The 21,862-nt window shown below is 63.4% G+C and carries 18 protein-coding genes and 2 pseudogenes; 9 read left to right on the forward strand and 11 right to left on the reverse strand.

Features of this window, described 5'->3' with window-relative positions; translation table 11 throughout:
* The first annotated feature begins 43 nt into the window (after positions 1-43).
* From plsB to CAG18_RS08040, 5 genes are all read left to right on the forward strand, one after another.
* Positions 44-2,530, forward strand: coding sequence for a glycerol-3-phosphate 1-O-acyltransferase PlsB (gene plsB, locus CAG18_RS08020; protein WP_054573221.1), 2,487 nt, complete (start codon positions 44-46; stop codon positions 2,528-2,530).
* A 79-nt stretch (positions 2,531-2,609) separates the two neighbouring features.
* Positions 2,610-2,984 carry a YbaY family lipoprotein gene (locus CAG18_RS08025; protein WP_085720713.1) on the forward strand — a complete coding sequence of 125 codons (375 nt, stop codon included), beginning with the start codon at positions 2,610-2,612 and terminating at the stop codon, positions 2,982-2,984.
* A 39-nt stretch (positions 2,985-3,023) separates the two neighbouring features.
* The gene (locus CAG18_RS08030) at positions 3,024-3,737 is read left to right on the forward strand and encodes a hypothetical protein (protein WP_015269181.1); all 714 of its coding nucleotides are present in this window, start codon (positions 3,024-3,026) and stop codon (positions 3,735-3,737) included.
* 127 nt (positions 3,738-3,864) lie between these two features.
* On the forward strand, positions 3,865-4,263 hold the full coding sequence (locus CAG18_RS08035; protein WP_015269180.1) for a YbaY family lipoprotein: 399 nt from the start codon (positions 3,865-3,867) through the stop codon (positions 4,261-4,263).
* 33 nt (positions 4,264-4,296) lie between these two features.
* A complete protein-coding gene (locus CAG18_RS08040; RefSeq protein WP_015269179.1) occupies positions 4,297-4,986 on the forward strand; it encodes a DUF4197 domain-containing protein in 690 nt (229 codons plus the stop codon).
* 131 nt (positions 4,987-5,117) lie between these two features.
* Here the strand turns inward: CAG18_RS08040 and CAG18_RS08045 are convergent, their stop codons facing one another.
* Complete coding sequence (locus tag CAG18_RS08045) at positions 5,118-8,183, reverse strand: efflux RND transporter permease subunit (protein ID WP_015269178.1); 3,066 nt, start codon at positions 8,181-8,183, stop codon at positions 5,118-5,120.
* Positions 8,184-8,189: 6 nt separating this feature from the next.
* A complete protein-coding gene (locus tag CAG18_RS08050) occupies positions 8,190-9,290 on the reverse strand; it encodes an efflux RND transporter periplasmic adaptor subunit (RefSeq protein ID WP_015269177.1) in 1,101 nt (366 codons plus the stop codon).
* A 360-nt stretch (positions 9,291-9,650) separates the two neighbouring features.
* On the opposite strand from CAG18_RS08050, the pseudogene CAG18_RS08055 reads away from it, so the two are divergent.
* Positions 9,651-9,935, forward strand: a pseudogene (locus CAG18_RS08055) (hypothetical protein); the annotation flags it as partial.
* A gap of 193 nt (positions 9,936-10,128) precedes the next feature.
* Here CAG18_RS08055 and CAG18_RS08060 read toward each other — a convergent pair.
* Positions 10,129-10,491, reverse strand: a pseudogene (locus CAG18_RS08060) (hypothetical protein); the annotation flags it as partial.
* A gap of 686 nt (positions 10,492-11,177) precedes the next feature.
* Here CAG18_RS08060 and CAG18_RS08065 point away from each other — a divergent pair.
* Entirely contained in the window at positions 11,178-11,819 is a 642-nt protein-coding gene (locus tag CAG18_RS08065; protein WP_085720715.1) for a TetR/AcrR family transcriptional regulator, read from the forward strand.
* Positions 11,820-11,969: 150 nt separating this feature from the next.
* Positions 11,970-12,896 carry an RHS repeat-associated core domain-containing protein gene (locus tag CAG18_RS08070; protein ID WP_015269173.1) on the forward strand — a complete coding sequence of 309 codons (927 nt, stop codon included), beginning with the start codon at positions 11,970-11,972 and terminating at the stop codon, positions 12,894-12,896.
* 39 nt (positions 12,897-12,935) lie between these two features.
* Here CAG18_RS08070 and CAG18_RS08075 read toward each other — a convergent pair whose 3' ends face one another.
* Complete coding sequence (locus CAG18_RS08075; RefSeq protein WP_085720716.1) at positions 12,936-13,712, reverse strand: class I SAM-dependent methyltransferase; 777 nt, start codon at positions 13,710-13,712, stop codon at positions 12,936-12,938.
* A 103-nt stretch (positions 13,713-13,815) separates the two neighbouring features.
* On the opposite strand from CAG18_RS08075, the gene CAG18_RS08080 reads away from it, so the two are divergent.
* The gene (locus tag CAG18_RS08080; RefSeq protein WP_039612814.1) at positions 13,816-14,436 is read left to right on the forward strand and encodes a hypothetical protein; all 621 of its coding nucleotides are present in this window, start codon (positions 13,816-13,818) and stop codon (positions 14,434-14,436) included.
* 12 nt (positions 14,437-14,448) lie between these two features.
* Here the strand turns inward: CAG18_RS08080 and CAG18_RS08085 are convergent, their stop codons facing one another.
* The 7 genes from CAG18_RS08085 to ppc all read right to left on the reverse strand — a co-directional run bounded on the left by CAG18_RS08085 (position 14,449) and on the right by ppc (position 21,743).
* Positions 14,449-15,138 carry an extensin family protein gene (locus CAG18_RS08085; RefSeq protein WP_085720717.1) on the reverse strand — a complete coding sequence of 230 codons (690 nt, stop codon included), beginning with the start codon at positions 15,136-15,138 and terminating at the stop codon, positions 14,449-14,451.
* A complete protein-coding gene (locus tag CAG18_RS08090) occupies positions 15,138-15,968 on the reverse strand; it encodes an oxaloacetate decarboxylase (protein ID WP_015269169.1) in 831 nt (276 codons plus the stop codon). The genes CAG18_RS08085 and CAG18_RS08090 overlap by 1 nt, the downstream gene beginning before the upstream one ends.
* Positions 15,969-15,996: 28 nt before the next feature.
* Complete coding sequence (locus CAG18_RS08095; protein WP_061303165.1) at positions 15,997-16,866, reverse strand: DUF72 domain-containing protein; 870 nt, start codon at positions 16,864-16,866, stop codon at positions 15,997-15,999.
* 3 nt (positions 16,867-16,869) lie between these two features.
* Entirely contained in the window at positions 16,870-17,160 is a 291-nt protein-coding gene (locus CAG18_RS08100) for a hypothetical protein (protein WP_025337946.1), read from the reverse strand.
* Positions 17,161-17,291: 131 nt separating this feature from the next.
* Positions 17,292-17,966 carry a tRNA (adenosine(37)-N6)-threonylcarbamoyltransferase complex dimerization subunit type 1 TsaB gene (gene tsaB / locus CAG18_RS08105; protein ID WP_085720718.1) on the reverse strand — a complete coding sequence of 225 codons (675 nt, stop codon included), beginning with the start codon at positions 17,964-17,966 and terminating at the stop codon, positions 17,292-17,294.
* 241 nt (positions 17,967-18,207) lie between these two features.
* Positions 18,208-18,858 carry an adenylate kinase gene (adk, locus tag CAG18_RS08110; RefSeq protein ID WP_003259830.1) on the reverse strand — a complete coding sequence of 217 codons (651 nt, stop codon included), beginning with the start codon at positions 18,856-18,858 and terminating at the stop codon, positions 18,208-18,210.
* 257 nt (positions 18,859-19,115) lie between these two features.
* Positions 19,116-21,743, reverse strand: coding sequence for a phosphoenolpyruvate carboxylase (ppc, locus tag CAG18_RS08115; RefSeq protein WP_015269166.1), 2,628 nt, complete (start codon positions 21,741-21,743; stop codon positions 19,116-19,118).
* Between the last annotated feature and the right edge of the window lie 119 nt (positions 21,744-21,862).

The raw sequence follows: 21,862 nt of genomic DNA on the forward strand, positions 1-21,862 counted from the left end.
GGCTGGATACCCACCTGAAAACCACCCCCAGGGCACACACCCCATGACCCGTTCCCCCCTGCGCCGCCTGATCTTCGGCGCCCTGCGTCGCCTGTTGTACCTGTGGGTGCGCTCCGAGACCATCAACCAGTCTTCCCTCACCCTCAAGCTCGACCGCAGCCGGCCGGTGTTCTATGCCTTGCCCTCGCCCGCGCTCACCGACCTGGTCGTGCTCGACCATGAATGCACCAAGGCGGGCCTGCCGCGCCCGGTGCTGCCGGTGGCGGTTGGCCCGCTGCAGGAACCTGCGGCATTCTTCTACCTCACCCCGGACCCGGACTGGCTCGGCCGCCATGACAAGCGCGGTGCCCCACCCACCCTGGAGCGCCTGGTCGCCGCCGTCAGCCAGCATGCCGAAGAGGATGCGCAGATCATTCCGGTCAGTGTGTTCTGGGGGCAGACCCCGGCAAGTGAATCCAGCCCGTGGAAGTTGCTGTTCGCCGACAGCTGGGCGGTTACCGGGCGCCTGCGCCGGCTGCTGACCGTACTGATCCTCGGGCGCAAGACCCGGGTGCAGTTCTCCGCGCCCATTCACCTGCGCGAACTGGTACAGCACAACAAGGGCCACGAACGCACCGTACGCATGGCCCAGCGCCTGATGCGCGTGCACTTTCGCAACCTGAAGACCGCAGTCATCGGCCCGGACATCTCGCACCGGCGCAACCTGGTCAAAGGCCTGATCCACGCGCCCCAGGTGCGCCAGGCCATCGTCGAAGAGGCGCAGCGCGAAAACCTGCCGCTGGCCAAGGCCGAAGCCCAGGCCCTGCGCTATGGCAACGAGATTGCCTCGGACTACACCTACACCGCGATCCGCTTCCTCGAAGTGGTGCTGAGCTGGTTCTGGAACAAGATCTACGACGGCATCAAGGTCAACCACATCGAGCAGGTGCAAGGCATCGCACCCGGCCACGAAGTGATCTATGTGCCGTGCCACCGCAGCCACATCGACTACCTGCTGCTGTCATACCTGCTGTTCCGCAACGGCCTGACGCCGCCGCACGTGGCCGCGGGCATCAACCTCAACATGCCGCTGGTGGGTAACCTGCTACGCCGTGGCGGCGCCTTCTTCATGCGCCGCACGTTCAAGGGCAACCCGCTGTACACCGCGGTGTTCAATGAGTACCTGCACACCCTGTACACCAAGGGCTTTCCGGTCGAGTACTTCGTCGAAGGCGGGCGCTCGCGCACCGGGCGCATGCTGCAGCCGCGCACCGGAATGCTGGCCATTACCCTGCGCAGCTTCCTGCGTTCGTCGCGTACGCCGATCGTTTTCGTGCCGGTTTACATCGGCTACGAGCGCGTGCTCGAAGGCCGCACCTACCTGGGCGAGCTGCGCGGTGCCAGCAAGAAGAAAGAGTCGATCTTCGATATCTTCAAGGTGTTCGGCGCGCTCAGGCAGCGCTTTGGCCAGGTGTACGTGAACTTTGGCGAGCCGATCCGCCTGGCCGGTTTCCTCGACCAGCAACAACCCGGCTGGCGTGAACAGGACCACGGCCCGCAGTACCGCCCGGCCTGGCTCAACGCCACCACCACCCGCCTGGGCGAAACCGTTGCCCGCCACCTCAACGAGGCGGCCGCTATCAACCCGGTCAACCTGGTGGCGCTGGCGCTGCTGTCCACCAGCCGCCTGGCCCTGGACGAGCGCGCCCTGACCCGCGTGCTCGACCTGTACCTGGCCTTGCTGCGCCAGGTACCCTACTCGCCGCACACCACCCTGCCCGACGGCGACGGCCAGGCGCTGATCGAGCACGTGCGCGGGATGAACCTGGTGGCCGAGCAGAAGGACGCCCTGGGCCGCATCCTGTACCTGGATGAAGGCAACGCGGTACTGATGACCTATTACCGCAACAACGTGCTGCACATCTTCGCCCTGCCGGCGCTGCTGGCCAGCTTCTTCCTCAGCAGCTCGCGCATGAGCCGCGAACTGCTGGGCCAGTATGTACACGCGCTGTATCCCTACCTGCAGGCCGAACTGTTCCTGCGCTGGACGCCGGAACAACTGGATGCGGTGATCGACCAGTGGCTGGCCGCACTGGTCGAGCAAGGGCTGCTGCGCCAGGACAACGCCATCTACATTCGCCCGGCGCCCAGCTCGCGGCAGTTCGTGTTGCTGACCCTGCTCGCCCGCACCATCACCCAGACCCTGCAGCGTTTCTACATGGCCACCTCGCTGTTGCTCAACAGCGGGCAGAACAGCCTCAGCGCCGAAGAGCTGGAAGACCTGTGCGTGATGATGGCCCAGCGCCTGTCGATCCTGCACGGCCTGAACGCCCCGGAATTCTTCGACAAGACCCTGTTCCGCCACTTCATCCAGACCTTGGTCGAGCAAGGCGTGCTACATGCTGACGCCCAAGGCAAGCTCGGTTATCGCAACAAGCTCGGCGAGCTGGCCGAAGGCGTGGCCAAGCGCGTGCTGTCTGCGGAACTGCGCCTGTCGATCCGCCAGGTGGCATTGCACCGCGATGAGCCTGCGGAGGTTATACAGCGGTAGCTTTTCAGGCTGCTCTCAGCCCTTGGGAGGGATCAGGATCACAGTGCTCTTCAGCACATCCCTCTCAAGGAGCACCAACATGACTCAAATGAAGACGCTGGACGTTGAAATCGTTTCCTCTGGCGATAACGCGCTCGCACCGTCCGGCCTGGTTGAATTGAAGCTGATCGATATTTCGAAGGCAGATGCGCGCTCCATCAGCCTTGCCGAGTTGCGTCTGCGCTGTGGCGGCCTGATGCCGATCAATCTACCGCTGACGTTTGATACCAGCCTTATCGACCCACGCCGCAGCTATGCCCTCGCCGCGCGCATCGAGATAGACGGCCAACTGCGCTACCTCACCACCAGCCGTCACTCGATAGAACCAGCCACGGTATCGGGTACACAACGGGTGACTGTCGACCAGATTGCCACCGAAAACGGTCGCCAGTTCAGCAACAACCTCGCTGAGTGACTGGCGCCTGTACCCATGACCGAACCGAGGAATACCAACATGCTACCCGCCAACTTCATCGAGATCCGCGGGACCGTGCTTGTCCCGTCGTGCATCCATACAGCTGAAGGCGCACCGCACCTTGGCGTACGCGTACAGTTGGGCACGGATGAGAACAAGATCATCCTGGCCGCCTGGGGGTGCCAGACGCTTGGCGTCGCAATGCCTTTCAACTTGCTGCTGGACCGCAATAGCCTGCCGGAAGGTGCCGAACCAACGCTAGTGGCCAGTTATGGTGTTGGCGTCAATGAAGAGCCAAACGGCTTGAGCCTGTCGATGCCTCTTGCAATCAACCAGCCTGAGCCAAACCCTCCCATGGTCCTGAGGATACCCGCCCAGCCTGGCGAGCAAAGTCAGCAGCCCCTGTCGCCCGCGATCATCGAGATGAAGAACATCATCGAGATTCCCGAAGAGTTGCTAAGGCCACAGGCGCTCATGACGTTCGGCCTGTATCGGACCCAGGAAGACGGTTACAGCAACAGAAGCTCCAGCTACATTGCCGGTGCCGCCCTGTGGCCGACACACGGACCTGTGACGCTTACCACGTACCTGGATGGCAACACAGTCAATGACGACGAACCCTTGCATCTGCGCGTGGCCTACTACGACCCACACACCATGACCCCGTACGCCGGGAGAACGCTGCGCGGCCTGACCCTTCCAAGCGTTACCGAACTGGAGGCAATCAGCCTGCGACCGCCGCGCCGTAGCTGAATATTGCGCTTCGCCTTGCTCTCCACCTCTTTGTCTTTGTCGCATCTTCATCAAGGACCCACCAGAAGAAATCCGCTAAAGTCCCTGGGGTTGGCCACAAGCCAACGCCAAGGACTTCGGAGATACCATGAAAAAGCTCTTTATGCTGTGTTGCGCATCCTTGCTAGCAGCCTGTTCCAGCCACACCCCGTCCAACCAGGCCAGCCTGGATGGCGAAGTCTTCTACCTGCAACGCAGTGCCCTGCCACCGGCCGCCACCCTCAGCGTGGAGCTGCAGGACGTCTCGCTGATGGACGCCCCGGCGGTTACCCTGGCCCGCCAGGCTGGCCCGGTCAAAGGCAACGTACCGCTGCCATTCCACCTCATCTACGACCCGGCCCAGGTCAAGCCAGGCCACCGCTATGCGGTAAGCGCGCGCATCGAGCTGGACGGCAAGCTGCTGTTCATAAACACCGAGCACCACGGTGTCATGCTCGACGGCAGTGACCCTCAGCCCGTGCGGATCAAGGTCGATCCGGTCCGCTGAAACCCGTATTCATCTGTTTACAAGGAAAGCTTCATGATCCGCACTTCCCTGCGCTTCACCACCCTGTGTGCCGGCCTGCTGCTGTCGGCCAGTGCCCTGGCCCTGTCGCTGGGCGATCTGACCCAGAAAGACGCCACTGGCGGCCTGAAGGATGCCCTGACCCAAGGCGCACAATTGGCCGTCAAGCAGCTGAGCACCCCGGGCGGCTTCAGCGACAACCCCGACGTGCGCATCGAACTGCCTGGCAACCTGGGCAAGGCCGCCAAGGCGATGAAGATGTTCGGCAAGGGTGAACAGGTCGAGGCCTTGGAAACCAGCATGAACAAGGCCGCCGAGGCTGCCGTGCCGCAGGCCCAGGCGATTCTGGTAGATGCCGTGAAGAACATGAGCGTGACCGATGCCAAGGGCATCCTCGCCGGCGGTGACGACTCGGCCACCCAGTACCTGAACAAGAGTAGCCGCGAGCAGATCCGCGCCAAGTTCCTGCCGATCGTCAAGCAGGCTACCGACAAGGTTGGCCTGGCTCAGCAGTACAACAACTTTGCCGGGCAGGCAGTGGCGTTGGGTGTGGTCGATGCCAAGAGCGCCAGCATCGAGAACTACGTGACTGAAAAGGCACTGGATGGCCTGTTCGAAATGATTGCCAAGCAGGAGCAGAGCATTCGCCAGAACCCGGCTGAAGCGGCTACCAGCCTGGCCAAGAAGGTCTTCGGCGCCCTCTGAATCCCGGTTGTCGCAAATCCTTGTAGGAGCAGCCTTGTGCTGCAAAGAGGCCGGGGCAGCACATGAAAATTCATGTTGCCGTGCCGGCCTCTTCGCAGCACAAGGCTGCTCCTACAGTGCGATGACAGCCGCTAGGCTTTCTTCACCCTGAACCAAGCCGCATACAACGCCGGCAGGAACAGCAGGGTAAGCACGGTGGCCACGATCAACCCGCCCATGATCGCCACCGCCATCGGCCCGTAGAACACACTGCGAGACAACGGGATCATCGCCAGCACCGCCGCCAAAGCAGTCAGCACGATCGGGCGGAAGCGCCTCACCGTGGCTTCGATGATCGCTTGCCAGCGATCCAGCCCCGCCGCGATGTCCTGCTCGATCTGGTCCACCAGGATCACCGAGTTGCGCATGATCATCCCCGCCAAGGCAATGGTGCCAAGCATGGCGACAAAGCCGAACGGCTGGCGGAATACCAGCAAGAACAAGGTCACGCCAATCAGCCCCAGCGGCGCGGTGAGGAACACCATCACCGTGCGCGAGAAGCTGCGCAGCTGGATCATCAGCAAGCTCAGCACCACCACCACGAACAGCGGCATGCCGGCATTCACCGACTTCTGCCCGCGCTCGGAGTCCTCGACCGTGCCGCCCACTTCCAGCAAATAACCATCCGGCAGCTTGGCACGAATGTCACGCAGGGTCGGTTCTATCTGTTTCACCAGCGTCGCCGGCTGCTCCTTGTCGTAGATATCGGCGCGCACGGTCACCGTCGGCAAGCGGTTACGGTGCCAGATGATGCCCTCCTCGAAGCCGTACTCCAGGGTCGCGACCTGCGACAACGCCACGCTCTGGCCATTGTCGGTCGGCAGTGCCAGGCTGCCGAGGTTGCCAAGCTCGCTGCGTTCCTGCCGGGTGCCGCGCAGCAGGATCTCGATCAACTCGTTGTCCTCGCGATACTGGCTGACCGTGGTGCCGGTCAGCGAGCTTTGCAGGAAGCTCGACAGGTGAGCGGTGCTCACACCCAAGGCGCGGGCGCGGTCCTGGTCGATCTCGAGGAACACCGCCTTGCTCGGCTCTTCCCAGTCCAGGTGCACGTTCACCACATGCGGGTTCTGGCGCACCTTGTCGGCCACTTCACGGGCCAGCGCGCGGGCCTTCTCGATGTGCTCGCCAGTCACCCGGAACTGCACCGGGTACCCCACGGGCGGGCCGTTTTCCAGGCGGGTGACCCGGGCACGCAGGTCGGGGAACTGCTGGTCCATGGTGCTGATCAGCCAGCTGCGCAGGCGCTCGCGGTCTTCCATCGACTTGGCCAGTACCACGAACTGGGCGAAGCTGGCCGCCGGCAGCTGCTGGTCCAGTGGCAGGTAGAAACGCGGCGAACCGGTGCCCACGTAGGCCACATAATTGTCGATACCTTCCTGCTGCTTGAGCAACGCCTCCAGTTGCTTGACCCGCTCGGCGGTGTTGGCCAGCGAGGCACCCTCGGCCAGTTTCAGGTCGACCATCAACTCCGGGCGCCCTGAGGCCGGGAAGAACTGCTGGGGCACGAAACGGAACAGCAGGATACTGCCGACAAAGGCGGCAATGGTCAGCAGGATCACCGTCTTGCGCCGACGCACACACCACTCCACCACACGCCGTACACGCTGGTAGAACGGTGTGGCGTAAGGGTCTGGCGCGTGGCCGTCCTTGCCATGACGGGAGGCATGCAGCTTGGCCAGGTCCGGCAGCAGGCGCTCGCCCAGGTAAGGCACGAATACCACGGCGGCCACCCAGGAGGTCAGCAAGGCAATAGTCACCACCTGGAAAATCGAACGGGTGTACTCGCCCGTACTGGAGGCCGCCGTGGCAATGGGCAGGAAGCCCGCCGCCGTGATCAGGGTGCCGGTGAGCATCGGGAACGCGGTGCTGCTCCAGGCGTAGCTGGCCGCCTTGAGGCGGTCGTAGCCCTGCTCCATCTTGATCGCCATCATCTCCACGGCAATGATCGCATCATCGACCAACAAGCCCAAGGCCAGCACCAGCGCGCCGAGGGAGATCTTGTGCAGGCCGATACCGAAGTAGTGCATGGCGGCGAAGGTCATGGCCAGCACCAACGGGATGGCCAGCGCCACCACCAGCCCCGTGCGCAGGCCCAACGAGAAGAAACTCACCAGCAGCACGATGACCAACGCCTCGACCAGCACCTGGACAAACTCGCCCACGCCGGCCTTGACCGCCGCAGGCTGGTCCGAGACCTTGCGCAGTTCCATGCCGGCCGGCAGGCTGCGTGCCAGGCGCTCGAACTCGCTTTCCAATGCCTTGCCCAGCACCAGGATGTCGCCGCCGTCTTTCATCGAAACCGCCAGGCCAATGGCATCCTCGCCCATGAAGCGCATGCGCGGTGCGGGCGGGTCGTTGAAGCCGCGGTGCACCTCGGCCACATCGCCGATACGGAAGGTGCGTTCAGCTATGCGGATGGGGAACTGGCGGATCTGCTCGACGCTGTCGAAGCGCCCGCTCACCCGCAGTTGCAGGCGCTCGCTGGGCGTTTCGAAGAAACCGGCGGTGCTGACCGCATTCTGCTCCTGCAGGGCCTGCTGCACGGCCTCCAGCGGCACGCCGAGGGTGGCCAGCTTGACGTTGGATAGCTCGATCCAGATTTTCTCGTCCTGCAGCCCGATCAGCTCGACCTTGCCCACGTCCTTGACCCGCTGCAACTGGATCTGGATACGGTCGGCATAGTCCTTGAGCACCGCGTAGTCGAAGCCCTCACCGGTCAGTGCATAGATATTGCCGAAGGTGGTGCCGAACTCGTCATTGAAGAACGGGCCCTGGATCTCCGGCGGCAAGGTGTGGCGGATGTCCGCGACCTTCTTGCGGATCTGGTACCACAGCTCGGGGATGTCCTTGGAATGCAGCGAGTCGCGGGCCATGAAGGTGACCTGCGATTCGCCCGGGCGGGAGAACGAGACGATCCGCTCGTACTCGCCAGTTTCCATCAGCTTTTTTTCGATGCGCTCGGTGACCTGACGCGACACTTCCTCAGCGGTGGCACCGGGCCATAGGGTACGAATGACCATGGCCTTGAAGGTGAACGGCGGGTCCTCACTCTGGCCGAGCTTGGTGTAGGACATGGCGCCAATGGCCGCCAGCAGGATCATCAGGAACAGGACGATCTGGCGGTTGCGCAGCGCCCAGGCAGAAAGGTTGAAACCCATCGGGACTTACTCCTTGGCCGTCAGGTTCACTACGCGGTTGGTACGGTCCACGGGGCGTATCTCCTGGCCCTCGCGCAATACATGGCCACCCGCGGCGACAACCCAGTCGCCGGGGGCGAGGCCTTCGAGCACGGGTACGCTGTCGGCGCCATAGGGCCCCAGGCGCACCACTGCCCGCTCCAGGCGGCTGTCCTTGTTGACCCGCCAGACGTAGGCCTGGCCGTTTTCCGCTGTGACTGCCGACAGGGGCACCGCCAACGGGATCAGCCCTTCGTGGGCGATGAACACCCGGGCGCTCTGGCCCAGCTCCGCCGGGGTGGCGGCCGATGTAAAGGCGATGCGGGCAGCGAAAGTGCGCGAACGTGGGTCGGCAGCCGGTGACAGCTCGCGGATACGCCCCTGGAAGCGCTCCTGCGGGTGCGACCATAGCTCCACGCTCACCGGCTGGCCCACGGCAAAGCGGGCGAACTGCTGCTCCGGCAGGCCGATGGCGACTTCCCGCTCGCCATCTGCGGCCAGGGTGAACACAGTCTGCCCTGCGCCGACCACCTGGCCCACTTCCACCTGGCGCTTGGCGATCACCCCGGCCTGCGGGGCGCGCAGCACAGCATATTCAGCCTGGTTGCCAGCCACGTCGAACTCGGCCTTGGCCTGTTTCAACCGGGCCAGGCCGGCACGGTAGAGATTTTCGGCGTTATCGAACTGGGAATGGCTGACCATTTGCCGGTCCAGCAGCTTCTGGTAGCGATCGCGCTCGGCGCGCACCAGCGACAGGTTGGCCTCGGCGGCTGCCAGCTGGGCACGGTTGGCCTCCAGTTGCAGGCGCACATCCTGCGGGTCCAGTTCGGCCAGCGGCTGGTCGGCCTTTACCCGCTGCCCCTCCTCGACCAGGCGCTTGCTGACCTTGCCGCCTATGCGGAAAGCCAGTTCCGGCTCGAAGCGTGCACGCACTTCGCCGGGGTAACTGTCGGCAGCGGCTTCGGCCGGCTGCGGCTGCACCACCAGCGCCGGGCGCGGCGCAGCCGGTGGGGCGGCTTCCTGGCCGCACGCCGCCAGCAACAGCGCGGCAGCGGCAGACAGAGCAATGAACAAGGCATGGCGCAACATGATGAATCCTTTCGCGGAGGGCACATTCAATATTTGTACTGGAGAGTATATTAAGTCAGGCAACGGATGCCGGGAAGAGGTTGCAGCCGAATACGGCAGGCGTGCGTTGAACGGCATGTGACCGTGCGCCTTCGGGCTCCCGGCGCCAGGGCCATATAGTCCGATACTCCCAGTCCGCCTAGGAGTATCAGCCGATGCGCAGCTCATGGCGCTTCGCCATAGTGGAGGTCTATTACAGAGCCCTGTGGTCAGGCCTCGACAACCGGTAGTGGTGAGGGCCACGGCCTCGTTCACAGACAGCGCGCCGATCATCACCGCGACCGGTGTGAGCGTGACGCTGGACGAAACGACCTCGTTGCAGACAACAACATAGTGCTGGGCCGGGCTGGCGGGCCAACAGGCGCGATCATCTTCGCGGGCTATATCGAAGAAACCGGATCGCCCGTCAGCGGCGGCAAGATCTGGACGGTGGAATACCAACCGCTGAAGCATCCGGACACGAGCAACTCCGACGACGCGCTCAATCTGCTGAACAAGGTGTTCATCGGCACCAGTCAGGACCTGTTATTCAGCCTGGCCAACGCCCCCTCCCGCCAGAACCTGTTCCTGATGTTCACCACCGCGAACCCGACCGTCGTCAATGACGTAAGATCGAGTACACCACCACACAGGATCACAACCGCGTACTCGTCGAGAACGGGGCCGCCGTCGACCCCAAAGGCCAGACCGGTAGCCCCCAGGCCGTCGGCGCCGATCGTACTGTCCCAGAACCCATATTGCGGCAGGATACTTCCGGTTCCGATCAGGTTGCCGAAGGCATAGGACTCGGGGCACCCGACCCGACCGAAGCCCCGCTACAGATGCTGTCTGCGCCAGTGTTGTCGATCGACTGGACGACGGCGTTCGGATCACCATTGAGCACCAGCGTGTCTCGTTGCCCCGCGCCAGCATCGAACCCGCTGACCTGGTAGAGGAGCTGATCGGTCGACAGGTCGACGTTGAAGGCATCGCGCTGGCCAGTCGTGCCAACCAGGGTGAAGTCGAACGGTGCGTTGTCCGATTCGTTGGCGAACAGGTTGGCGTCGAACGTGCTACTCGCCGAGTCGCCATCTTTGTCCGTCAGCGTCGCACTGAACTGCAATTTGACGTCGTAGGCCAGGTTCTCGGTTTCCTTGATGAACTCGATCACCGGGATCTCCATTGCCGAATCCGGCGGGCAGACGACGACCATCACCCTGGTCGGGGTCGATATCTTCAACAGCGACATCTTCAACGGCAGCGCCTGAAACACTGCGTACGTGAAACCTGCGAGGGTGGCCTGGAAACCACCCTCGCAGCGCAATGCCAGTCAGTTAAGCGAAGTGGAGCCGCTTTGCGGCCCATCGCCGGCAAGCCGGCTCATATAACAAAACATGACTCATTGGTTCGGCGAGGTTCTGTAGGAGCAGCCTTGTGCTGCGAAGAGGCCGGTACTGACAAAGCCTCTCTATTGCTTGTACCGGCCTCTTCGCAGCACAAGGCTGCTCCTACTGTCTCCCATGAAAAACGTTCCATGTCCTCCCCTTGTAAGCCTTTTCCTACAGACCCTTCGGTGGAGTCTAGGCGAACCTTGCCTGCTGCCAGTCCCTCGCGCCGGCAGGCAGCACCTCAAGCCCCCTGTGGATGGGAGCCATGCTCACCCCGTCCCGCCCCTGAAAATCAATGTCTTGGGCTCATCGGGCGCCCCCATGAGGGCACTCCTGCATGCGACGAAAAGTCAACTAATCGACGAATGGCGCGAAGTTACACACGTTAAAATTATCTCGTCAATTTACCGCCACACAGGTTTTCCCCGCAGGCTTTAGCCGGATGGCGCCTGAACCGTTAAGATGGTGTTTCTTCAACCAGATGCAGACCACAATGTCCAACGACGCACCCATCGGCCCGGGCCGGCCCAAGGACCTGGCCAAACGCGAGGCTATTCTCGAAGCAGCAAAAGCCCTTTTCCTCAGCCTCGGTTACGCCAACACCAGCATGGATGCGGTCGCTGCGGCGGCAGGTGTTTCAAAGCTCACCGTATACAGCCACTTCACCGACAAGCAGACGCTTTTCGGCTCGGCGGTCATGGCAACCTGCCAGATCCAGTTGCCCGACCTGCTGTTCGAGTACCCCGACGGTGTGCCGGTAGAAGAGATACTGCTGACCATTGCCCGTGGTTTCCAGGCGCTGATCAGCAGCGATGAAGCGGTCAAACTGAGCCGCCTGATCATGGCCCAGGGCAGCCTCGACCCGAGCTTTGGCGAGTACTTCTACGAAGCCGGGCCCAAGCGCGTGCTGGCGGGGATGGAAGCTTTGCTGCGCGGGGCGCATGAGCGCGGGCTGCTGCGCATCGAAAACCCGCTGCGAGCTGCCGAACACTTCTTCTGCCTGGTCAAGGGCGCGCCGGATTATCGGTTGCTGCTGGGGTGTGCCGGGCCGCTGGAAGGTGACGAGGCAGAAGCGCATGTGCGCGAGGTGGTGGGGGTATTCTTGCGAGCTTACCTACCCTGAAAGCACCTTCTGGCATACGCGGTCACTTTGTAGAACCCCGTATGCCAGTTACTGCGCCCCAACCGGCGCACTACCTGACATTTTTGCCAGTATCTGACCAGCCCCCCTCCTGACAGACTCTCATGTACTCGTCCGCAATAGAACGCGACCATGTCCATGCAAACACTCAAACTTTTTTACAAGGGCAGCAAACTCTCGACAGTGCACTCAGGCAGTGCTCATTTCACAGTCGTCAGCGCCAACCACCAGAATCTGTGCGAAACGACCAACCAAACCACGCCAACACAGCTTTTGGCCACCGATGCCCAAGCGTCGACAGTTACCGCCCATGCAGGAAGCCAAACGGCCATTGCCTACAGCCCTTATGGCAATGACAGTTTACCGGCCTCTTACCAGGTACTGTCCCGCTTTACCGGGCAAACCTGGCTACCCTCAGCCATCGGTTACCTGCTCGGTAATGGCCATCGCTTGTTCAACGTGGGACTGATGCGCTTTCACAGTGCAGATAGCTTGTCCCCATTCGAAAAAGGGGGAATCAATGCTTACGCTTACTGTACCAATGATCCCATTAACAGATCGGATCCTAGCGGTATGTTTTCGATACTAAAATTCGTGACCGGAGGATACCGCGCAAAAAACATCATTCTTCGCCTGTACGAGAACAACCCCAGTTTGACATCCCGAGAATACAAAATACTTACACGACACTTTGCAGCCCAAAAAGTTAAAGGGATGAAGGAGGCAATATCCCAATCCCCCGAAATAAGAACAATAGGTAAAAATAGAATCCTCAACGCCACTTCCCAAGAATCCATTTTAACGAGCCTTACGCGTGACGAATTCAATGGAAAAGCACAATACGTCAACGCGGCAGCAATCTTTGAAGATGTAACAGAAAGATTTGAAAAACTTAAGGCAAAATACAGTAGCAACGGTGCCTCTACCTCTTCTAATTTCTACAAAAGGCGGGATCAGCCGTCGTCTACGTGGCCCAGAAGAGAGCCACGTTCGGAACAACTCGATAAATGCACAGGTAATTACATCGACAAGGAAGTAGCAAAAATCCGCATGGACTAGCATTGAGGCCAGACTGACAAGATGATCTCGCAGTTGCGATCAGCCTCTCAACGCTTTCTTCGGGTAAATGTCATACCGGCTCGACTTGCCCTCCAGGCTGTGGCTCGGCTTCGGCCCGTCGATGATCGGCGCCTTGCGCGGCCGCTTCACCACCACCCGGTGGCTGGCCAGCGCCAGGGCGGCTTCGAGCAGGGCCGGGGCATCCAGGTCATCACCGACCAATGGGCGGAACACACGCATTTCCTTCTTCACCAGCGCACTCTTGTCCCGGTGCGGGAACATCGGGTCGAGGTAGATCACCTGGGGCGCCTCACCTTCCCAGGCGCGCATGCGCTCGATGGCGTTGCCGGTCAGCAGGCGCATGCGCCCCACGATCGGCCCCACCTCTTCATCCGACCGCGCCCGCGCCAGGCCATCCTCCAGCAACGCGGCAATCAGCGGCTGGCGCTCGATCAGGGTCATCTGGCAGCCCAGGCTGGCCAGCACGAACGCGTCCTTGCCCAGCCCGGCAGTGGCATCCAGCACCTGCGGACGCACGCCCTGGGCAATGCCCACCGCCTTGGCGATCATCTGCCCGTTGCCACCACCGAACAGGCGCCGGTGCGCGGCCTGGCCTTCGACAAAGTCCACCCGCACCGGCCCCGGGGCCTGCGGGCCCAATTGCTGGATCTGCAAACCATCGACGCCCACCTGCACGGCAAACCCGGCAGCATCGTCCTGCAGCGGCAACTCAAGGCGCTCGGCCCACGCAGCGGCTTGCGCCTCGAATTCAGCCGACAGCGCCTCGACCCGGATACCTGTGCCCTGCTCTTCCATCATTCACACCTAGAAATTGAACCCAGCCGTTAATGTATCGGCTACTTCGGCCGATACAGGCAATATCCCGCTATTCTGCCAGAGCACAACGCGCGCGACTGCCATGTCAGATACTCTTCCCATCGGCTTGACCTACCTGTCGCCTGTCGGCAACTACAGTCAGCACAACACTCAGGCACTCGGGGGCGTCAGCCACCTGTGGCAGGATTTCTTTGCCCGGGCCATGGCCGAGCAGCAGGAAGAGCCCGTAGACAGCGTCAGCCAGTCGTTCGTGCAATACGACCAGAGCAGTGGCGAGCCGATCGGCGGCGCCCGGGCGCTAGCCCTGATCGACGCCCAGCGTGCCTGCCCGGTGCATGACACCATCGTGGCACCGCCCGAGCCACTGTTCCTGCCCAAGGCAGAACTCGAAGCCAACCTGCTGCCGCCCGCCCCCGAGCCGTTCAGCGCAGTCGAGCTGATCGAGCAGCAGCGCCAGCTCGATATCAGCAACAGCTGGCTACGCCCGGTGGTGATGAGCCAAGGTCACCCGATTGCCGAGCCCGGCCCCGGCCCTGCTCCGCGCTCGCTGTTCCTGCCGATCGCCGAGTTCGAGACCAACCTGCTGGACCCGGCGCCCGAACCGTTCGATGACGCCACCCTGGCCAAGCAACAGAACGACCTGGAGTTCGACATCCACTGGGCACGCCCGGTGGTGCTTAACAACGTGCGCGCCCACGCCTGAACGCGCCCACGCTCAGCGACAGATCTGCCAGCGGCCCATGTCCACATGAAAGTGGTTGTGGTGTGCAGCGTTGTAGTCCGGCCCAAGTACCGTGCTGAAGCTGTCACAGGCCGCCCGCTGCACCTGACGAAGGAATTCCGCTTTCTGCCCGCCCGCCTGCCAGTCCCGCGCAAGGACGATGCGCTGGCCGTCTCGCAGGCGAAAGCCACTGATGTCCAGGGCATCGGCCGTGGCGTGCTGGCTCAGCCGGCCCTGCTTGCGGTGGTAGACATTGCGGCAGGCAAAACTGCCCAGGTGGTCGACCTGAACCACCGGCTGCCCCAACACCCGTTGCGCCACAGGCTGCAGCCCATGGTTTTCGAACAGTGCATACGCCACTGCCAACGGACAACTGGCCAGGAAGCTGCCGCCGAGCCGCGCCTGACCACCGTCGATACGCCATACGTTCCGCAATGGGCAGTTGGCAGTAGCCGAACTGTCGGCTTGTGCCCGGTAGCGCAGCTGGCTGGTTTGAAGTGCCAGGCGACACAGCGTCGGGTCATCGCGAAGGCGAGACAACTTGTACGGGGTCAGCAGGTTGGGGGGCTGACGCACGTCGAGCGGCGCCCACGGGTTCCACGCGGCGGGCAGCCGCCAACCCAGGTGCCAGGCCAGCCCCGCAAGCAGCGACAGGCTGGCCAGCAACGCCAGCACGGCCCTCATCAGCGGCGGAACAGGTCGTTGAGTTTGGCGAATGGCAGCGCCTGCTCCCCATAGCCGAAGGTGCCCTCATCGCGAATCTCCAGCGCGGCACGGTGGAAGGCCCCCAACGCGGCACGGGCAAGCGACGAGCCGACGCTGATGCGGCGTACACCCAGGTCCTGCAACTGGTTGACGCTCAGCGGCACGCCCGCCATGCCCATCAGCACATTCACCGGCCGCGGCGCGAGGGCCTGCACCACCGCGCGGATTTCCTCGACAGTCCGCAGCCCTGGCGCGTACAGCACATCAGCACCGGCCTCGGCATAGGCCTGCAGGCGCAGGATGGTGTCGTCCAGGTCCATGCGCCCGTGCAGCAGGTTCTCTGCCCGGGCGCACAGGGTGAACGGGAACGACAGGCTACGCGCTGCCTGCACAGCTGCACGAATGCGCTCCACGGCCAGCCCGGAGTCGTAGATGGGCGCTTCACTGCGGCCACTGGCATCTTCGATGGAACCGCCTACCAGGCCAGCCTCGGCAGCGCGGAGGATGGTCTGGGCACAATCTTCGGGCAGGTCACCAAAGCCGTTCTCCAAGTCGGCAGCCACCGGCAGCGGGGTGGCATCGACGATCTCCCCGGCATTATCAAGGGTATCGTCCAGGCTCAAGGCGCCTTCGGCGTCCGGACGCCCCAGGCTGAAAGCCAGGCCTGCACTGGTGGTGGCCAGCGCCTCGAAGCCCAGGCTGGCCAGCAACTTGGCCGAGCCGGCATCCCACGGGTTGGGGATGACGAAGGCGCTGTCGCGCTCGTGCAGAGCCTTGAAGGCTTCGGCTCGCAGGGTTTGCACATCCATGGTTCAACCTCCGGCAGTCAGGGGAAGGTCAGAGTAGCCCCAATTGTTCGACCTCGGGGGTGCGCGGCAATTCCGGCAACGCGGCAAGGCCCGGTAGGCGCTGCATCAGGCGTTGATGAAAACGCTGGGCCAGCGCCGCGGCCAATCGGTTGTCCGAGGTGTGCAGGAAGATGTAGGGGTTGCGGCCTTCCTCGATCCAGGCGGCGACCTTGTCCACCCAGGGGGTAAGAAAGGCCTCGTTGGCCTCCAGCTGCGGGTGGCCGATGAAGCGCACCTGCGGGTGCTGGGTGAAGGCTGCCGGGCGTGGCGGTACCTTGGGCTTCTTCGCCTGCGCATGCAGCACGGCAGGTTCACGAGAGGTGCAGCTGAACAAGGCGCGCGGGTCCAGGCAGATACGTTCCACGCCACGCTCATGCAGCAGGCGGTTGAGCAACCGCTCTTCTTCACCCTTGGCGAAGAAGGCCTGGTTGCGCACCTCCACGGCCACCGGCACTCCGACTTCGTCAAGGAAGTGGCAAAGCTCGCCCAGCCGTGCTGGGCTGAACTGGGCCGGCAACTGCAGCCAGTATGGCGCTACGCGCTGGCCCAGCGGGGCCATCAGGCGGGTGAAGTCAAAGGCCGGTTCCAGCTGATCGCGCAGGTCGCCTTCATGGCTGATGTCCCGGGGGAACTTGGCAGTGAAGCGAAAGTGTTCGGGCATGATCTGCGCCCAGCGCGCAATAGTGCCTGGTGCGGGGCGTGCGTAGAAAGTGGTATTGCCCTCGACGGCGTTGAACACCTGGCTGTAGTAGCCGAGCATTTCACCGCTGTTGGCGTCGGCGGGATACAGGTAGTCGCGCCAGGCGTTTTCGCTCCATGACGGGCAACCGAGAAAATAAGGCAGTGGTGATGGACTCATCCACTAAATGTACAGGTCGAGCCCCAGTACTTCCATGTCCCAGTCGGTAAAACCGGCAGTGCTCAGGTAGCTGGCCAATGCGGTAGCGGTGCGGCGGTCACGGGCGCGGGGGAAGATCATGTCCTGCTGGCGTGCTGGCAGGCCACCGCTGCGGCGGCGAGCGGTGGCTTCCTGAGGGGCGGTCTCGACCTCCTCGATCACCTCGGCATCATCGATGGCCTCGTCACGTACCGCTGCCTTGCGCGGGGTGCGCTTGATCGGATAGGACTGCGATGAGAAACCGTCGATACGCATGGCATGAGCACTCAGAACCAATGATGGCAATTTAGCAGCATCAGGGTTCCATCGCTAATGCTCGAGTGATAACTGGACCACAGATCGCGCAAAAGGTTTTAGTGTCATCGGCGATAACCGACGAAAAACACTCAGCGCTTCTTGGGTGTCGCTACATTATCGCGCAGGTAGACCGGTTGCGCCTGTTCGGCAACGATCGCCTCGCCACGCGCCCAGGCAAAGCTGGCCAGGCTGAGGATGTCCAGGGCGTTGGGCAAGGCACTGGCATTGCTGGCGGCCACCTGCACTGCCAGGCGCTCGGCATAACCCCAACCGGTACCGGCGCCGAACCACTCGCCAGCGCTGCCCACCGGCAGCGCCACCTGCTCGGGCGGCAGCACTGCCTCCTGGCCGACCAGGCGCATTTCACCTTCGGCGGCCTGGTAGCAGCCCCAATACACTTCATCCATGCGCGCATCAATGGCGGCCGCCACTTGCTGTACACCGTGTTCACGCAGCGCGCCCTGGGCCAGTGCGGCCAGGTTGGACACCGGCAAAACCGGGCGCTCCAGTGCGAAGGCCAGGCCCTGGACCACCCCGATGGCAATGCGCACGCCGGTGAAAGCGCCCGGGCCACGGCCAAAGGCGATGGCATCCAGCGCATTCAGCACCACGCCGGACTCGGCCAGCAGCTGCTTGATCATCGGCAGCAGCTTCTGGGCATGCATGCGCGGGATCACCTCGTAATGGCTGGTTACCTTGCCGTCATGCAGCAGTGCGACGGAACAGGCTTCGGTAGCGGTATCCAGGGCCAGCAGGGTGGTCATCGAACGGGTATCCAGGTACTAGGGGGAAAAGAGCGGCAGTATAGAGCAGCCGCGGCGTTGTGTCCGCAAGGGGCCGCTGTGCGGCCCATCGCCGGCAAGCCAGCTCCCACGGGTACGGCACAGCCTTCGGAATCGGCGCGGTCCTGTGGGAGCCGGCTTGCCGGCGATGGGCTGCTTAAGCAGCCCCCCAAAAGACAACGGCCCGCAAGCGGGCCGTTGTCGAGGTGCGTCAGGCGCTGGATCAGCTCAGGGCTGCCAGGACCTTGGCGGTGATGGCTTCGACCGAGCCGACGCCTTCGATGTGGCTGTACTTCGGCTTGCCGGCATTGGCCGCCGACAGCTTCTGGTAGAAGTCCACCAGCGGCTTGGTCTGGCTGTGGTAAACCGACAGGCGATGGCGAACGGTCTCTTCCTTGTCGTCATCACGCTGGATCAGGTCTTCACCAGTCTCGTCGTCCTTGCCTTCCACTTTCGGCGGGTTGTACTGAATGTGGTAGGTGCGGCCCGAAGCCAGGTGCACGCGGCGGCCAGCCATGCGGCCGACGATTTCCTCGTCGTCCACGGCGATTTCGACCACGGCGTCGATATCGACACCGGCAGCGACCATGGCTTCGGCTTGCGGGATGGTGCGTGGGAAGCCGTCGAACAGGCAGCCCTTGGCGCAATCAGGCTGGGCGATGCGCTCCTTGACCAGGCTGATGATCAACTCGTCGGAGACCAGCTGGCCGGCATCCATGACTTTCTTCAGTTCCAGGCCCAGCGGGGTACCGGCCTTGACGGCGGCACGCAGCATGTCACCGGTGGAGATCTGGGGGATACCGAACTTTTCGGTGATGAACTTTGCCTGAGTACCTTTACCGGCCCCGGGAGCTCCCAGCAGAATTACGCGCATCTCGTGCTCCTCAAATTTTGTTATGAAATTCAATGGATTCGGCGACCAGGGCCAAGTCCGGAAAATCGGGTATGACCATAAATCGGTCAGAAGGCTGCTCAAGATACACAGCGCCCGGCAGCCAGACAAGCGTCCCAAAGTTGCAGGATTGCGCCACCTACGGCTGGCCTGGCAGGCGGTTGCGCCCGGCGCAACCACCCTCTTCGCCCACTTGCATCCCCCGCACGGCACCTGCCCTGTGCGCCCCGGGCTTACCCTCAGCCGGTGTTGCGCAGGCCGGCTGCAATACCCGCCACAGTCACCAGCAAGGCCTGCTCCAACGGGCTGTCCAGAGCGGCTTCGCGGCTGCGCGAGCGGGCCAGCAACTCGGCCTGCAGGCGGTGCAACGGGTCCAGGTAGGTATTGCGCAGGCTGATGAATTCCAGCGTCTCGGGGCTGTGCGCCAGTAGCACCGGCTGCCCGGTAAGGCCCAGTACCACCTGGCACGACTGCGACAATAGGTCGCGCAGGTGCGCACCCAAAGGCAGCAGGTGCGGTTGCACTAGACGTTCGTCGTAGGCCTCGGCGATCTGCGCATCGGCCTTGGCCAGCACCATCTCGAGCATGTCGATGCGGGTGCGGAAGAACGGCCATTGCTCGCGCATCTGCGCCAGCAGTTCACCCTGGCCACGGGCCAGGGCATTGTTCAATGCCGTTTCCCAACCAAGCCAGGCGGGCAGCATCAGGCGGGTCTGGGTCCAGCCGAAGATCCACGGGATGGCCCGCAGGCTTTCGATGCCACCGGCGCGGCGCTTGGCCGGTCGGCTGCCCAGCGGCAGGCGCCCCAGTTCCTGCTCCGGGGTCGACTGGCGGAAGTACTCGACAAAATCGGGGTTCTCCCGCACCACGCCGCGGTAGGCCTTGACGCCATCGGCGGCAAGCTGGTCCATCACCTCGCGCCAGGCCGGCTGCGGTGGTGGCGGTGGCAACAAGGTGGCTTCCAGCACCGCAGCCAGGTACAGGTTCAGATTCTGCTCGGCGATACCCGGCAAGCCGAACTTGAAGCGGATCATCTCGCCCTGCTCGGTGGTGCGGAAGCGCCCCGCCACCGAACCCGGTGGCTGCGACAGGATCGCCGCGTGGGCCGGGCCACCGCCGCGGCCCACCGTGCCGCCACGGCCGTGGAACAGCAGCAATTCGACCTGGTGCTCGGCGCAGATGCGCACCAGGTTTTCCTGGGCCCGGTACTGCGCCCAGGCTGCTGCCGTGGTACCAGCGTCCTTGGCCGAGTCGGAATAGCCGATCATCACTTCCTGCGGGCCGCGCAGGTTCGCTCGGTAGCCTGGCAGGCCAAGCAGGCGTTGCATCACCGGGCCAGCATTGTCGAGGTCGGCCAGGGTCTCGAACAGCGGCACCACGCGCATGGGCCGCGTCAGGCCGGCCTCCTTCAACAGCAGCTGCACCGCCAGCACATCCGAGGCGGCACCGGCCATGGAGATCACGTAAGAGCCCAGCGATGCGGCTGGCGCGGCGGCAATTTCCCGGCAGGTGGCAAGCACCTCGGCGGTCTCGGCCTGCGGCTTGAAGTGCGCGGGCAGCAGTGGCCGGCGGTTTTTCAGCTCGGCCTGTAGGAACTCAATGCGCTGCTCTTCATCCCAGTCGGCATAACGCCCCAGGCCCAGGTAGTCGGTAATCTCGCTCAACGCATCACGGTGGCGGGCAGCGTCCTGGCGCACGTCCAGGCGGCCCAGGAACAGGCCAAAGGTCACGGCGCGGCGCAGGCAGTCGAGCAACGGGCCTTCGGCGATCACACCCATGCCGCAGGCGTGCAGGGACTGGTAGCACAGCTCCAGCGGCGCGATCAGGTCGCGGTTGTCCACCAGCACCTCGGCGCTGGCCGGCTGGCTGCTGGTCAATGCCGAATGCGCCCACGCGCGCGTTGCTCGCAGGCGATCGCGCAGTTGCTTGAGCAGGGAGCGGTAGGGTTCGGGACTGTCGCCGACCTGCTCGCGCAGCGCATCGTCCGCCTGCTGCATGGACAACTCGGAAGCCAGCGCATCGATGTCGCGCAGGAACAGGTCGGCAGCCATCCAGCGCGCCAGCAGCAGGACTTCGCGGGTGACCGCTGCGGTCACGTTGGGGTTGCCATCACGGTCACCGCCCATCCACGAGGCGAAGCGGATCGGCGCCGCTTCCAGCGGCAGGCGCAGGCCGGTAGCCTCCAGCAGGGCCTTGTCGACCTTGCGCAAGTGGCTGGGGATGGCGTGCCACAGCGAATGCTCGATTACCGCAAAGCCCCACTTGGCTTCGTCCACCGGCGTCGGTCGGGTACGGCGGATTTCTTCGGTGTGCCAGGCCTCGGCGATCAGCCGGCGCAAGCGCTCGCGCACCTGCTGGCGTTCCCCCGGGGTCAGGTCGCGGTGGTCCTGGGCAGCCAGTTGGCCGGCGATGGCGTCGTACTTCTGGATCAGGGTGCGGCGAGCCACTTCGGTGGGGTGCGCAGTGAGCACCAGCTGGATGTCGAGCTTGGCCAATTGCCGGGCCAGGGCATCATTGCTGTGCCCGGCCTGCTTCAGGCGCGCCAGCAGCTCGGGCAGCACCCGGGCCTCGAACGGCTCGGGCTGGTCGGCGTCGCGGCGGCGGATCAACTGGTACTGCTCGGCCATGTTGGCCAGGTTGAGGAACTGATTGAAGGCCCTGGCCACGGGCAGCAAGTCTTCATCGGCCAGGTCCGCCAGGGTCGAGCTCAGTTGCTCGCCGGCGCTACGGCGGTCGGCCTTGGCACTGTGACGGATGTCCTCGATCTTCTGCAGGAACGCCTCGCCATGCTGCAGGCGAATGGTATCGCCAAGCAGTTCACCCAACACATGGACATCTTCACGCAAACGCACATCGATATCGGTCATTGGCCCTCTCTCCGGCGCGGCTCTGGCGCAGTGCATCCCTTTTTCAGCCTTTACGCGATCCCCTGTGGGAGCGCGGTATTCGCTCCAAGAGTGCCCACAGCCAGGCGCCGATGGCAAGC

This window comes from Pseudomonas sp. B22(2017), from assembly GCF_002113105.1.
Taxonomy (GTDB): Bacteria; Pseudomonadota; Gammaproteobacteria; order Pseudomonadales; family Pseudomonadaceae; genus Aquipseudomonas; species Aquipseudomonas asiatica.

Coding starts and splice junctions, on each gene's coding strand:
- plsB (WP_054573221.1), top strand. CDS start 44: ATGACCCGTTCCCCCCTGCGCCGCCTGATCTTCGGCGCCCTGCGTCGC.
- CAG18_RS08025 (WP_085720713.1), top strand. CDS start 2,610: ATGACTCAAATGAAGACGCTGGACGTTGAAATCGTTTCCTCTGGCGAT.
- CAG18_RS08030 (WP_015269181.1), top strand. CDS start 3,024: ATGCTACCCGCCAACTTCATCGAGATCCGCGGGACCGTGCTTGTCCCG.
- CAG18_RS08035 (WP_015269180.1), top strand. CDS start 3,865: ATGAAAAAGCTCTTTATGCTGTGTTGCGCATCCTTGCTAGCAGCCTGT.
- CAG18_RS08040 (WP_015269179.1), top strand. CDS start 4,297: ATGATCCGCACTTCCCTGCGCTTCACCACCCTGTGTGCCGGCCTGCTG.
- CAG18_RS08045 (WP_015269178.1), bottom strand. CDS start 8,183: ATGGGTTTCAACCTTTCTGCCTGGGCGCTGCGCAACCGCCAGATCGTC.
- CAG18_RS08050 (WP_015269177.1), bottom strand. CDS start 9,290: ATGTTGCGCCATGCCTTGTTCATTGCTCTGTCTGCCGCTGCCGCGCTG.
- CAG18_RS08065 (WP_085720715.1), top strand. CDS start 11,178: ATGCAGACCACAATGTCCAACGACGCACCCATCGGCCCGGGCCGGCCC.
- CAG18_RS08070 (WP_015269173.1), top strand. CDS start 11,970: ATGTCCATGCAAACACTCAAACTTTTTTACAAGGGCAGCAAACTCTCG.
- CAG18_RS08075 (WP_085720716.1), bottom strand. CDS start 13,712: ATGGAAGAGCAGGGCACAGGTATCCGGGTCGAGGCGCTGTCGGCTGAA.
- CAG18_RS08080 (WP_039612814.1), top strand. CDS start 13,816: ATGTCAGATACTCTTCCCATCGGCTTGACCTACCTGTCGCCTGTCGGC.
- CAG18_RS08085 (WP_085720717.1), bottom strand. CDS start 15,138: ATGAGGGCCGTGCTGGCGTTGCTGGCCAGCCTGTCGCTGCTTGCGGGG.
- CAG18_RS08090 (WP_015269169.1), bottom strand. CDS start 15,968: ATGGATGTGCAAACCCTGCGAGCCGAAGCCTTCAAGGCTCTGCACGAG.
- CAG18_RS08095 (WP_061303165.1), bottom strand. CDS start 16,866: ATGAGTCCATCACCACTGCCTTATTTTCTCGGTTGCCCGTCATGGAGC.
- CAG18_RS08100 (WP_025337946.1), bottom strand. CDS start 17,160: ATGCGTATCGACGGTTTCTCATCGCAGTCCTATCCGATCAAGCGCACC.
- tsaB (WP_085720718.1), bottom strand. CDS start 17,966: ATGACCACCCTGCTGGCCCTGGATACCGCTACCGAAGCCTGTTCCGTC.
- adk (WP_003259830.1), bottom strand. CDS start 18,858: ATGCGCGTAATTCTGCTGGGAGCTCCCGGGGCCGGTAAAGGTACTCAG.
- ppc (WP_015269166.1), bottom strand. CDS start 21,743: ATGACCGATATCGATGTGCGTTTGCGTGAAGATGTCCATGTGTTGGGT.